The following is an 11,045-nucleotide window of genomic DNA, read 5'->3' on the forward strand; positions in this document are numbered from 1 at the left end:
GGGAAACACGTCCGCCGACTGTCCCCTTCACGGTTTCGCAGCGGGGCTAGGCGGCGCGGGCTGCTGCGGATATGATGACGGCATGATCCGCGCTTTCGCCAACGAGCACCGAATTAGCCGCCCAGCCTGATCCGGCAGGCTGGGTCTTGATCGGCTAATTTGACTGTACAGGTGATAGATGAAGCAAAATCTGGTGCGCGAGCGGCACGCGATGCTCGCGGGTATGACACCCGACCTTAAAGATGGCACTTACTTTTTCTGCACAACCAAGGACGTAACCGTCGCAGACGCGCTCTTGCATTGCAGTGTGGCGGTGTTTCGGGAGCACGAGGGCGTCGCGCTAGTCCTCATGGAGGATGATGCTCGTCACCACGGCTTCGACGTGTCCATGCCGATGCGCCGGATCGTGCTGGAGGTGTTTTCCGCGCTCGATGGTGTTGGCCTGACAGCTGGCGTCGCGACGGCGCTCGCGGATCATGGCATCCCCTGCAACATGATCGCAGCTTACCATCACGACAATGTGTTTGTCCCCGCGTCGATGGCGGAGCGCGCAATCAGCATCCTCCAAGACGTGCAGCGTGAGGCTGCATCCGCCGAAAGCTAGAAGGGTGCCCCGCGCGCGCTCGGTCAGCGCGCGCGGGGCCACGCCAAATCGCGCTCTGGTCGGACGCTGGAGGGCGGGTTAGCGCGTCAGATGACAATGCGGAGAGGTCGGCCCCCGGGCGCCAGGCCAGGGTCGACGGGGGTTGGCGCTTAGTCCTCCTGCCGCGCGAGCCACTCTTCGAGCCATTTGATCGTATAGTTGCCCGCGAGGAAATCGGGATCCTCGATCAGTGCCTGGTGCAGCGGGATCGTGGTTTTCATGCCATCGATCACGAATTCCTCAAGCGCGCGGCGCAACCGCCGGATCGCACCCTCGCGCGTGGTGCCGTAGACGATCAGCTTGGCGATCATCGAATCGTAGTACGGCGGTACGCGGTAACCCGCATACAGCCCGCTATCGACGCGCACGTTCATCCCGCCAGGCGCGTGGAACTGCTTCACCAGCCCGGGCGAGGGGGCGAAGGTGCGCGGGTCCTCGGCATTGATGCGGCATTCGATCGCGTGGCCGCGAAACTGCACATCTTCCTGGCGCAGCGTCAGCGGGTGCCCCTCGGCGATGCGGATTTGTTCGCGCACCAGATCGAGCCCGGTGATCGCCTCGGTCACGGGATGTTCGACTTGCAGCCGGGTGTTCATCTCGATGAAGAAGAACTCGCCATTTTCCCACAGGAACTCGATCGTGCCGGCCCCACGATAACCCATATCGGCCATCGCCTTGGCACAGATCCCGCCCATCCGCGCGCGGTCTTCCGCGCCGAGCACGGGAGAAGGTGCCTCCTCCAGCACCTTCTGGTGGCGGCGCTGGAGCGAGCAGTCGCGTTCGCCGAGGTGGATCGCATTACCTTGCCCGTCGCCGAACACCTGAAATTCGATATGGCGCGGGTTGCCGAGATATTTTTCGAGATAGACCGTCGCATCGCCGAACGCAGCCTTCGCCTCGCTCCCGGCTTGCTGCATCAGCGTCTCGAGGTCTGCCTCTGAGGTGCAGACCTTCATCCCGCGCCCACCGCCGCCCGATGCCGCCTTGATGATGACGGGATAGCCGGCCTCTGCGGCGATCGCCTTGGCTTCGGTGATATCGCTGATCGGTCCGGCCGAACCCGGCACCAGCGGCAGGCCGAGCGCCCCCGCGCTGCGTTTGGCTTCGATCTTGTCGCCCATCGTGCGGATATGTTCGGGCTTGGGTCCGACGAAGATGATGTCGTGCGCTTCGACGATCTCGGCGAACTTGGCATTTTCGCTTAAGAAACCATAGCCGGGGTGGATCGCATCGGCGCCCGAAATTTCGGCGGCCGAGATGATGTTGGGAATGTTGAGATAGGATTCGGTCGCCGATGGCGGCCCGATGCAGATCGCCTGATCGGCGAGCCGCACGTGCATCGCGTCGCTGTCGGCGGTCGAATGCACTGCGACCGTCTGGATGCCCATTTCGTGGCACGCGCGGTGGATGCGCAGCGCGATCTCGCCGCGATTGGCGATGAGGAGTTTCTTGATCTCGGCCATGTTACTCTACGACAACCAGCGGTTGGTCGAATTCGACCGGCTGGCCGCTGGTGACCAGCACCATCTTCACGACGCCAGCGGTGGGCGCGAGGATCGGGTTCATCACTTTCATCGCCTCGACGATCAACAGCGTGTCACCGGCTGCAACGGTGTCGCCGACGTTGACGAACGCCTTCGCCTCCGGGTTCGGCGAGAGGTAGGCCGTGCCGACCATCGGCGATTTCACCGCATTGGCCGTGGAGGGCGCGAGCGACGGCGATGCTGCGCCGAGCTCGGCCGGCGCGACCATCGGGGCTGCGACCGGCGCCGGCGCATATTGCACCGCTTGCGCGACTGCCGCTGCCTTGCGTGCGATGCGAATCTTGCGGCCGCCATCCTCGACCTCGATTTCGGTCAGACTGGTATCATCAAGCAATTGCGCGAGTTGGCGCACGAGATCGACGTCGATCCGCATTGCGTCCTGTTGTTTGTCTTCGGCCATGCGCCACATGCTCCCCTTATTCGGCTTCTGTCCTGTCAGAGACGCGCCGCGGCTTCAAGCGCCAGCAGATAGGAAAGCGCGCCAAAACCGCTGATCGTGCCGTGCGCGACGGGGGATATACGGCTGATATGGCGAAAGGTTTCGCGCGCGTGCGGGTTGGAAAGATGGACTTCGATCACCGGGGTGCGGATCGCCTTGATCGCGTCATAGAGCGCGATCGACGTGTGCGTGAACGCGCCGGCGTTGAGGATCACTGCCTTGGCCGGGAGCGCTTGTGCCTCGTGCAGCCAGTCGATCAAATGCCCTTCGTGATTGGATTGGCGCAAGTCGATCGCAAGGCCCATCGCCTGCGCCCGATCTTCCAACTGCCCGGCAATGTCGTCGAGCGTGTCGTGCCCGTAAATCTCCGGCTCGCGCGTGCCGAGCAGGTTGAGGTTCGGGCCGTTGAGGACGAAGATCGTGTCGGTCATTTCGGGCTTTCGGTTGACGGCGTCCGTCCCTACCTACCCGTTCGTGTCGAGCGAAGTCGAGACACCGGCGCGAGGTGTCTCGACTTCGCATCGAGCTAACGTCATGGGAACGTGATGCACACTGACCATTCCCTCTCGATCCAGGTCAATGGCGAGCCTCGCCGCGTGCGCGCGGGCACGAGCCTGGCCGATCTTGCCGCCGATCTCGGCCTCGCGCCTGAAAAGGTCGCGGTCGAGCGCAATCTGTCGGTCGTGCCGCGCTCGACGCTGGCGCAAGTGCTGGTCGAGGATGGCGATGAAATCGAGATTGTCCACTTTGTCGGCGGCGGCTGATTCGTGCTGTGCTCCTGCGCAGGCAGGAGCCTAGGGTATCGTGCGTTGCGCTGGCCGCCTGGGTTCCTGCCTTTGCAGGAACACAAAAATGAACATGGAATTTCAAATGAATATCGCCACTCCCATCGTCGCCTCCGATACTTGGACCGTCGCAGGCCGTACGTTCCGCTCGCGCCTGATCGTCGGCACGGGAAAGTACAAAGATTTCGCGCAGAATGCCGCTGCGCTTGAGGCATCGGGGGCAGAAATCGTCACCGTCGCGGTGCGCCGCGTCAACGTCAGCGACCCGAACGCGCCGATGCTGACCGACTTCATCGACCCCAAGAAGGTCACCTATCTCCCCAACACCGCCGGCTGTTTCGATGCCGAATCGGCGATTCGCACGCTTCGGTTGGCGCGCGAGGCGGGCGGCTGGGATCTGGTGAAGCTCGAAGTGCTGGGCGAGGCGCGCACGCTGTACCCCGACATGGTCGAGACGCTGCGCGCGACCGAGATCCTCGCCAAGGAGGGCTTTCTGCCGATGGTCTATTGCGTCGACGATCCGATCGCGGCGAAGCGGCTGGAAAATGTCGGCGCGGTCGCGATCATGCCGCTCGGCGCGCCGATCGGATCGGGCCTCGGTATCCAGAACCGCGTGACGATCCGCCTGATCGTCGAGGGCGCAAGCGTGCCGGTGCTGGTCGATGCTGGCGTCGGCACCGCGTCAGAAGCGGCGCAGGCGATGGAACTCGGCTGCGACGGCGTCTTGATGAACACGGCAATTGCCGAAGCCAAGGACCCGGTGATGATGGCCGCCGCGATGAAGGCGGGCGTAGAGGCAGGGCGGCTTGCGTATCTGGCCGGGCGGATGGGCCGGCGGATGTATGCGGACCCTTCAAGTCCCTTGGCGGGGCTGATTTGAGCAGCGCGGCATTTTTCGTGTAACCGTCGCGGCCGTTTGGCCGTACAGACCGGTATATGCTCCGCTGCCTCGCACGCTTGATCTGCCTGACGCTCGTTATCGGTCTGGTCGTGCCGATGGCGCCGGTCGCGGCGGCCCCGATGCGCCATTCCGCGCCGATGACGCCCGATTGCGCCACGCCGAATCTGTGCTGCGACACCGGCGCGCCGTGCGCGGTGACTTGCACCGACCGCTGTCTGGCGACGATGCCGACTGGCGTCGTGGTGCCATCGCGCGCCGCTCGCTCCGTTCGGCCGATCGGTCGATTGAGCGCTGGCCTTACAGCGTACCATTCGACGCCTGAGCCGCCGGTCCCGCGGCTTTCCTGAGATTGCCTGGTTTCAAACGCACTTCTCAAAGGAAAACATCATGGTTCGTATCGTAAAATTTGGCGTCGTCGGCTTGCTGTTCAGCGCGACCTCCGCCTTTGCCGCAGCCCCCGCCGCGGTCGTCGCGGCAGTATCGAGCGCGTGCTGCGTGATCGGCGTATGTTGCGGCCTGCCGTGCTGTGACGGCATGACCGGGATGGCGATGTAATCTGCCATCAGGGGCGTCGGGCGCAGGCGCGACGCCCCTTCTTTGGATAAGGGCAGGATCGATGTTCCGGCTGTTCAGCATTGCGATTGCGACATGTCTCCTGTGTGCTTGCAGCGCAGCCTCTCCGGGCAACACTGCGGCGCCTGCGTTCGTCGCACCATCATCGGCCATGATGCTCAAAGCCGCCGATAGCGTGACGGTCTATGCCCGGCTCTACCCGGCCGAGAGTCCCAAGGCCGTCGTCCTGCTGTTCCACCAGGCGGGATCGAGCAAGGACGAATATGCGGCGATCGCGCCGCGTCTGGTTGCGGCCGGCTATAGCGCGCTGGCGATCGATCAGCGTTCGGGCGGGGGGCTGTACGGCCCCAATGAAACCGCCGCGCATGTTTCGGGCAAGCCCGACTATCTCGCGGCCGCGCAGGATTTGCAGGCGGCGGTCGATTGGGGGATCGCGCAGAAGCTGCCGCTGGTAATTTGGGGAAGCAGTTATTCGTCGTCATTGGTCTTTCCGCTCGCGGTCAAGAATGCGGGCAAGATCAGGGGCGTGCTGGCTTTTTCTCCCGGCGAGTATTTCGATGACAAGCATCTGGTCGAGGCTGCCGCTGCGCGCGTGACGGTACCGGTGTACATTACGTCCTCCCCTGATCCGGAGGAGGTCGCGGCGGCCAAGGCGATTGCCGATGCGGTGCCGTCGGGACTGGCGACGCGCTACGTCCCGACCGCGGGCGTTCACGGTTCTTCAACCCTGATCGCCGCCAAGGACCCCAAGGGTGCCGAGACCAATTGGCTGCCGGTGCTGTCGTTTCTGCGGAAAGTCGCGCCGTAAAAAAGCGTTCGGACACGCCACAAGGCGGAACCGCGCAGACTTTCGGCCGTTCTTTACCGCATGAGTAGGAGATGCCGGATCGCGGTATCGCTCGGGACGGAAAGGATATTTTCCATGGGTGAACTCGTCGACAAGATCAAAGGCAACGTCAACGAAGCGGTTGGCAAGGCCAAGCAGCATAGCGACAATCCCGACACGCAGGCCGATGGCGCCGCGCAGGAAGTGAAGGGCAAGGCCCAGCAGACCGCCGGCAAAATCAAGGGCGCGCTCGGCGACGATATCTGAGCCGAAAGCCTGAGATTTCAGAAGGGCCGCACCGTTATTTCGGTGCGGCCTTTTTTGCGTTTGCCGTCACCGCGCTGAGCGTCGTACCGGCGGTGATCTGCTCGATATCGGTCTTCAGGTGGAGCAAGCGAACCCCCGGCTGCGCCATCGCGCGGGCGAGCGATGGCGCGAAGTCGGCGGTCGTCTCGACCGTTTCCGCCCAGCAGCCATAGGCGCGGCCGAGTGCGGCGAAATCGGGGTTCTGTAACCGCGTGCCGCTGACGCGATCGGGATATTCACGCTCCTGATGCATGCGAATCGTGCCGTAGCCGCTGTTGTCGATCACCAGCACCAGCATGTTCGCGCCGTGCGCGACAGCGGTCGCGAGTTCCTGCCCGTTCATCAGGAAACACCCGTCGCCCGCCAGCGCGACAACGGTGCGGTCCGGGTGGCGAAGTGCTGCCGCAGTGGCGGCGGGGACGCCGTAGCCCATCGCGCCAGCGGTTGGGGCGAGCTGCGTGCCCGGTCCGGCGTAGCGCCAGTAACGGTGCCACCAGCCGCTGTAATTCCCCGCGCCGTTGCAGATGATGCTGTCGGCGGGAAGCTGCTCGCGCATCGCGGCGACGCATTGGCCGAGGTCCAGGGTTACGCCGTCGCGGGGGGCAGGAGTGGACCAGGCGAGGTATTCGGCGTGGGCTTCGGTGCCGCTCGTCCATTTGGGCCACGGCACCTCCCACCCTTCCATCATATACGAGAACTCTCGCATCCCGGCGCAGATTGCCACATCACACTCATACGTACGGTTAAGTTCGTCGGGATCAGGGTGGACGTGAATAAGTAGCTGGTCAGGATGAATTGGGGTAATCAAGGTATAGCCGTCTGTAGTGGCCTCCCCCAGCCGCGGGCCTACGATTAGAAGTAAGTCAGCATCTTTAATCCGCTTCACCAACGCCGGATTGGGACCGTATCCCAAATTACCTGCATAGACCGAAGACTGGTTAGGGATCGCATCTTGCCGCCTAAACGCTGCAATCGTCGGTATTCCCAGACGCTCCGACCACCGACCGAAGTGGTTTGCAGTCCATGAGTCCCAACCCGCACCACCGACGATTGCGACTGGTGCTTTCGCATCTTGCAGATGATCCAGTAGGCTAGCGATCGGGGTTGAGCAGAAGTTCTGTGCGACCCTACCCACCCAATTCCGATCCACCGCCACCACCTCGTCCAAAAGCATATCCTCGGGCAACGCCAGCACCACCGGCCCCGGCCGCCCGCTCATCGCGACGTTCCAGGCGCGCGCGATATACTCGGGGATGCGGCGGGCATCGTCGATCTTGGCGGCCCATTTGGCTACGGGCGCGAACATCGCGGGGAAATCGATTTCCTGAAACGCCTCGCGGTCCTTCGTGCCGCGGTCGACGTCGCCGATGAACAACACCATCGGCTGGCTGTCCTGCATCGCGACGTGGACGCCGATGCTCGCATTGGTCGCGCCCGGCCCGCGCGTGACGAAGGCCACGCCCGGCCGCCCGGTCATTGCGCCATCGGCGCACGCCATAAAGCCGACGCCGCCCTCCTGCCGACACACGACGAGGTCGATCTCGGGCGTGTCGTGCAGCGCGTCGAGCACCGCGAGGAAGCTCTCGCCGGGGACGGTGAAGATGCGGTCGCAGCCTTGCGCGACGAGCTGATCGACGAGGATACGCCCGCCGGTGCGGGGGAGGGGGGAGGTGGTCATGGCCGGTTTCTAGCGGGGGTTGGTGGGCTTGGGTAGCGTCTAGCCTTGCGCTTCACCTCCCTCCACCCCGGCGAAAGCCGGGGCCCAGTAGCGGAGGTGGAGGTTATCGGGCGCGGCGCTCGAACTGCCAAGCTGCGCAACTGGGCCCCGGCCTTCGCCGGGGTGGAAGGAGCTGGCGTGAAACGTCGGAAATTCTTACAAAGCCCTGCTACTGCCGAACGCGTTAACCACCGAATCCTGCAGAAATCCGCGCCCCACCTAAACTGGCACGCCGCGTGCTATATAGAGAGCACGCCGAGCGGTAATCGCTTCAGCAGGGCGGGCCAGCGCTTTCAGTCTCGCGCAGACCCGCCCGACCCGGCCTCTCAATCAGCCTTCGCCACCCCGCTGTCCGCGAACAGCGTCGCGAGCTCGCCGCTTTCGTACATTTCCATCATGATGTCCGATCCGCCGACGAATTCGCCCTTCACATACAGCTGGGGGATCGTCGGCCAGTCGGAGAATTGCTTGATTCCCTGGCGCACGCCCTGATCCTGCAGCACGTCGACGCTGTCGAATTCGGCGCCCAGATGGTTGAGGATCGCCACCGCGCGGCTGGAAAAGCCGCATTGCGGGAAGAGCGGGCTGCCCTTCATGAAAAGCAATACGTCGCTCTTGCCGACGATCTCGGCGATGCGGACCTGGTCTGGATCGGTGCTCATTACATTACTCCTGAGGTACGGCGGTGGAGAGTTGCAGCGCGTGGAGCACGCCGCCCATCCGGTCGCCAAGTGCTGCATAGACCGCGCGTTGCTGTTTCAGCCGGGGCAGGCCGCGAAAACTCTCGGCGGTGACGAGCGCTGCCCAATGGTCGCCGTCACCCGCCAGATCGGTCATTTCGACCGTCGCATCGGGAATGCCCGCCACGATCAGCGCGACGATGTCATCGCCAGCCATCGGCATTATTCGGAACTCATCAATTGGCGGCGCGCCTCGACCGTCTGATCCTCGATCGCACGGCGAATCGCGGCTTCGTCGATCGTCACGCTCGCCGCGGTCAAATCGCTGACGAGCTTGCGGATCACGTCCTCGTCGCCGGCTTCCTCGAAATCGGCCTGGACGACGGCGGTCGCATAGGCGTCGGCTTCTTCCTTGGTCAGGCTCATCAACCCGGCCGCCCATTGCCCGAGCAACCGGTTGCGGCGCGCGGTAATACGGAAGGCGATCTCCTCGTCGCGGGCGAATTTGGTTTCGAAGGCGCGCTCGCGATCGTCGAAGGTGGTCATATGCGGTCCCCTTGGGCCAATTCAAATGTCACGCCTGAGATAAGCGCGCGCGACCGGCTGCGCAACGCCCCGCGCGCTCCGACGGCAAAACCAATGCGTCATCATCCAAAATGACCGATCGAGCGTAGCTGAATTGGCGCGAGCGGTTATAGACCGGGATCGACCAGCCTTTTGGGATGTTACCGCAAGCATGGCGACAGTGCCCGAACGACCGACGCCCAACCGTTTCTTTCGCCGCAGCGACGAGGCCGACTTCGCGCATTCGCTGCCCGAGGCGCACCGGACGCTGAAGGTGTGGGAAACGGGCGATGCCGCGCGGCCGCGCTGGCGGCAGTGGCTGGGCTTTGCCGGGCCGGGGTTCATGGTCTCGGTCGGCTATATGGACCCGGGCAATTGGGGGACCGATCTCGCCGGCGGCAGCCAGTTCGGTTACGCCCTGCTGTGGGTCATCCTCGCCTCGAACCTGATGGCGATCTTCCTGCAAATCCTCTGCGCGCGGCTCGGTATCGTCACCGGGCGTGACCTCGCGCAATCGTGCCGCGATTATTACGCAAAGCCCGTCGCGATCGCTTTGTGGCTGCTGTGCGAGGTCGCGATCATCGCGTGCGATTTGGCCGAGGTCGTCGGCTCGGCGGTCGCGCTCAATCTGCTGCTCGGCATTCCCTTGGTGTGGGGGGTGATCGTCACCGGACTCGACGTGCTGCTGCTGCTGCTGTTGATCAACCTTGGCTTCCGCAAGATCGAGGCGGTGGTGATCGCGCTCGTCACCACGATCGCGGCGTGCTTTGCCTATACCATCTATCTCGCCAAGCCCGATTGGAGCGCGGTGGCGTTGGGGGCAATCACGCCGGACATCCCGAATACCGCGGCATTGCTGGTGTCGCTCGGTATCCTCGGCGCGACGGTGATGCCGCACAATCTCTATCTCCACTCCTCGATCGTGCAGACCCGCGCGTTCGGCAGCGGCAAGCGTGACGTCAAGGCGGCGCTGGCCTTCAACACCGTCGATACCGTGCTCGCGCTGGGTGCGGCGTTCTTCGTCAATGCCGCGATTCTCGTGCTCGCCGCCGCCGTCTTCTGGCGCAGCGGCGTGGTGGTCGACGATCTGCGGCAAGCGCATGAATTGCTGCGCCCCGCGCTCGGCGGCGTGGCGGCGACGGCGTTCGCGGTGGCGCTGCTCGCCTCGGGCCAGTCGAGCACGATCACCGGCACGCTCGCCGGGCAGATCGTGATGGAGGGATTCCTGCGTATCCGCATCGCGCCGTGGCTGCGGCGGCTGGTGACGCGCGGCATCGCGATCGTGCCGGCGCTGGTGGCGATCTCGGCGACCGGCGGCAAGGATACGGTCGAACTGCTGGTGATCAGCCAGGTCGTGCTGTCGATGCAGCTCCCCTTTGCGATCTTCCCGCTGATGATGGTGACGAGTTCGCGGGCGCGGATGGGGGAGTATGCCAATCCGTGGTGGGTGAAGGTGCTGGGCTATGCAATCTGCACGGTGATCGCGGGGCTCAACGTGTATCTGCTGTGGCAGACGATCGGGCCGGTTTGGGTGTGTGCGATTGCGGCGGTAATGCTGGGGTTTGCGGCCTATGTGCGGTTTGGGTGGAAGGCCCCGGCGCATCGCCCGGCCGGTGCCTGATTAGCGGCGCGGATAGCCGAAGCGACTGCTTTCGAAGGACACGATCGCACCGGCATTGTCGCCCAGCGGGATCTCCGCGATCCCGTACATCGCGCGCGCGCCACCCGAGCCGATCATCACGCCCACTTCGCCGTGAATGCCGCGGCCGAGCCGCTCCGACGCAGGATCCTCGCCGCGCGCCAAGGCGGCGCTTTCGGGAGTCGCCGAATCAAGGATCGCGGCGCGCTCGGCATCACTGATCCGGCGAACATCCGGTTCGGCGTGGGTCCTCGCGGGTTGCTGCGTCGCGAGCACAGGCTGGGCCGACTGCGCAGAGACAGCCGTCCAAGACATGGCCGTCGCCAAGCAGGCCAGGATGAACGGTGCGGCGCGGAAGCGCGAGGGCGGCAAGCGGATCATGCCTTGCTATAGGCGCGAACCGCCTGACCGCACAATGAACGGAGTAC

At 64.2% G+C, this 11,045-nt stretch carries 15 protein-coding genes and 1 pseudogene; 8 read left to right on the top strand and 8 right to left on the bottom strand.

All coding sequences use genetic code 11. The annotated features are described in order from the left end of the window. Nucleotides 1–178 precede the first annotated feature (178 nt). Nucleotides 179–604 carry an ACT domain-containing protein gene (locus tag IEV62_RS10380; RefSeq protein WP_188447157.1) on the top strand — a complete coding sequence of 142 codons (426 nt, stop codon included), beginning with the start codon at nucleotides 179–181 and terminating at the stop codon, nucleotides 602–604. A 149-nt stretch (nucleotides 605–753) separates the two neighbouring features. Here the strand turns inward: IEV62_RS10380 and accC are convergent, their stop codons facing one another. Genes accC through aroQ form a run of 3 tightly spaced genes read right to left on the bottom strand, consistent with a single transcriptional unit; the run spans nucleotide 754 to nucleotide 3,057 of the window. After that, a complete protein-coding gene (gene accC / locus IEV62_RS10385; protein ID WP_188447159.1) occupies nucleotides 754–2,106 on the bottom strand; it encodes an acetyl-CoA carboxylase biotin carboxylase subunit in 1,353 nt (450 codons plus the stop codon). Nucleotide 2,107: 1 nt separating this feature from the next. Continuing rightward, nucleotides 2,108–2,587 (bottom strand): acetyl-CoA carboxylase biotin carboxyl carrier protein, encoded by a 480-nt coding sequence (gene accB, locus IEV62_RS10390; protein ID WP_188447160.1) that lies wholly within the window; start codon nucleotides 2,585–2,587, stop codon nucleotides 2,108–2,110. Between the two features lie 35 nt (nucleotides 2,588–2,622). After that, complete coding sequence (aroQ, locus tag IEV62_RS10395) at nucleotides 2,623–3,057, bottom strand: type II 3-dehydroquinate dehydratase (protein WP_188447162.1); 435 nt, start codon at nucleotides 3,055–3,057, stop codon at nucleotides 2,623–2,625. Between the two features lie 114 nt (nucleotides 3,058–3,171). Here aroQ and thiS point away from each other — a divergent pair. The 6 genes and pseudogenes from thiS to IEV62_RS10425 form a co-directional block, all read left to right on the top strand. Continuing rightward, nucleotides 3,172–3,391 (top strand): annotated as a pseudogene (gene thiS, locus IEV62_RS10400) (sulfur carrier protein ThiS); the annotation flags it as partial. Between the two features lie 87 nt (nucleotides 3,392–3,478). After that, nucleotides 3,479–4,291, top strand: a complete 813-nt coding sequence (locus IEV62_RS10405; RefSeq protein WP_373868582.1) for a bifunctional sulfur carrier protein/thiazole synthase protein — start codon at nucleotides 3,479–3,481, stop codon at nucleotides 4,289–4,291. Between the two features lie 56 nt (nucleotides 4,292–4,347). After that, the gene (locus tag IEV62_RS10410) at nucleotides 4,348–4,659 is read left to right on the top strand and encodes a hypothetical protein (protein ID WP_188447164.1); all 312 of its coding nucleotides are present in this window, start codon (nucleotides 4,348–4,350) and stop codon (nucleotides 4,657–4,659) included. Nucleotides 4,660–4,699: 40 nt separating this feature from the next. Beyond that, entirely contained in the window at nucleotides 4,700–4,867 is a 168-nt protein-coding gene (locus tag IEV62_RS10415; RefSeq protein WP_188447166.1) for a hypothetical protein, read from the top strand. Between the two features lie 169 nt (nucleotides 4,868–5,036). Beyond that, entirely contained in the window at nucleotides 5,037–5,693 is a 657-nt protein-coding gene (locus tag IEV62_RS10420; RefSeq protein ID WP_229733014.1) for an alpha/beta hydrolase, read from the top strand. 114 nt (nucleotides 5,694–5,807) lie between these two features. Further along, nucleotides 5,808–5,978 (top strand): CsbD family protein, encoded by a 171-nt coding sequence (locus tag IEV62_RS10425; RefSeq protein ID WP_188447170.1) that lies wholly within the window; start codon nucleotides 5,808–5,810, stop codon nucleotides 5,976–5,978. A gap of 34 nt (nucleotides 5,979–6,012) precedes the next feature. On the opposite strand, the gene IEV62_RS10430 is transcribed toward IEV62_RS10425, so the two are convergent. The 4 genes from IEV62_RS10430 to IEV62_RS10445 form a co-directional block, all read right to left on the bottom strand. Next, on the bottom strand, nucleotides 6,013–7,695 hold the full coding sequence (locus IEV62_RS10430; protein ID WP_188447172.1) for a thiamine pyrophosphate-binding protein: 1,683 nt from the start codon (nucleotides 7,693–7,695) through the stop codon (nucleotides 6,013–6,015). A 365-nt stretch (nucleotides 7,696–8,060) separates the two neighbouring features. Then, nucleotides 8,061–8,396 carry a Grx4 family monothiol glutaredoxin gene (gene grxD / locus IEV62_RS10435; RefSeq protein WP_188447174.1) on the bottom strand — a complete coding sequence of 112 codons (336 nt, stop codon included), beginning with the start codon at nucleotides 8,394–8,396 and terminating at the stop codon, nucleotides 8,061–8,063. A gap of 4 nt (nucleotides 8,397–8,400) precedes the next feature. After that, complete coding sequence (locus IEV62_RS10440; RefSeq protein WP_188447176.1) at nucleotides 8,401–8,637, bottom strand: BolA/IbaG family iron-sulfur metabolism protein; 237 nt, start codon at nucleotides 8,635–8,637, stop codon at nucleotides 8,401–8,403. Next, nucleotides 8,637–8,960 carry a DUF1476 domain-containing protein gene (locus IEV62_RS10445; RefSeq protein ID WP_188447178.1) on the bottom strand — a complete coding sequence of 108 codons (324 nt, stop codon included), beginning with the start codon at nucleotides 8,958–8,960 and terminating at the stop codon, nucleotides 8,637–8,639. Before IEV62_RS10445 ends, IEV62_RS10440 begins: the two co-directional genes overlap by 1 nt. Nucleotides 8,961–9,150: 190 nt before the next feature. On the opposite strand from IEV62_RS10445, the gene IEV62_RS10450 reads away from it, so the two are divergent. Further along, nucleotides 9,151–10,599 carry an Nramp family divalent metal transporter gene (locus IEV62_RS10450; protein ID WP_188447180.1) on the top strand — a complete coding sequence of 483 codons (1,449 nt, stop codon included), beginning with the start codon at nucleotides 9,151–9,153 and terminating at the stop codon, nucleotides 10,597–10,599. Here the strand turns inward: IEV62_RS10450 and IEV62_RS10455 are convergent, their stop codons facing one another. After that, a complete protein-coding gene (locus IEV62_RS10455; protein WP_188447182.1) occupies nucleotides 10,600–10,998 on the bottom strand; it encodes a hypothetical protein in 399 nt (132 codons plus the stop codon). Between the last annotated feature and the right edge of the window lie 47 nt (nucleotides 10,999–11,045).

This window comes from Sphingomonas psychrolutea (genome assembly GCF_014636175.1).
Lineage (GTDB): Bacteria > Pseudomonadota > Alphaproteobacteria > Sphingomonadales > Sphingomonadaceae > Sphingomonas > Sphingomonas psychrolutea.

Coding starts and splice junctions, on each gene's coding strand:
- IEV62_RS10380 (WP_188447157.1), top strand. CDS start 179: ATGAAGCAAAATCTGGTGCGCGAGCGGCACGCGATGCTCGCGGGTATG.
- accC (WP_188447159.1), bottom strand. CDS start 2,106: ATGGCCGAGATCAAGAAACTCCTCATCGCCAATCGCGGCGAGATCGCG.
- accB (WP_188447160.1), bottom strand. CDS start 2,587: ATGGCCGAAGACAAACAACAGGACGCAATGCGGATCGACGTCGATCTC.
- aroQ (WP_188447162.1), bottom strand. CDS start 3,057: ATGACCGACACGATCTTCGTCCTCAACGGCCCGAACCTCAACCTGCTC.
- IEV62_RS10405 (WP_373868582.1), top strand. CDS start 3,479: ATGAACATGGAATTTCAAATGAATATCGCCACTCCCATCGTCGCCTCC.
- IEV62_RS10410 (WP_188447164.1), top strand. CDS start 4,348: ATGCTCCGCTGCCTCGCACGCTTGATCTGCCTGACGCTCGTTATCGGT.
- IEV62_RS10415 (WP_188447166.1), top strand. CDS start 4,700: ATGGTTCGTATCGTAAAATTTGGCGTCGTCGGCTTGCTGTTCAGCGCG.
- IEV62_RS10420 (WP_229733014.1), top strand. CDS start 5,037: ATGATGCTCAAAGCCGCCGATAGCGTGACGGTCTATGCCCGGCTCTAC.
- IEV62_RS10425 (WP_188447170.1), top strand. CDS start 5,808: ATGGGTGAACTCGTCGACAAGATCAAAGGCAACGTCAACGAAGCGGTT.
- IEV62_RS10430 (WP_188447172.1), bottom strand. CDS start 7,695: ATGACCACCTCCCCCCTCCCCCGCACCGGCGGGCGTATCCTCGTCGAT.
- grxD (WP_188447174.1), bottom strand. CDS start 8,396: ATGAGCACCGATCCAGACCAGGTCCGCATCGCCGAGATCGTCGGCAAG.
- IEV62_RS10440 (WP_188447176.1), bottom strand. CDS start 8,637: ATGCCGATGGCTGGCGATGACATCGTCGCGCTGATCGTGGCGGGCATT.
- IEV62_RS10445 (WP_188447178.1), bottom strand. CDS start 8,960: ATGACCACCTTCGACGATCGCGAGCGCGCCTTCGAAACCAAATTCGCC.
- IEV62_RS10450 (WP_188447180.1), top strand. CDS start 9,151: ATGGCGACAGTGCCCGAACGACCGACGCCCAACCGTTTCTTTCGCCGC.
- IEV62_RS10455 (WP_188447182.1), bottom strand. CDS start 10,998: ATGATCCGCTTGCCGCCCTCGCGCTTCCGCGCCGCACCGTTCATCCTG.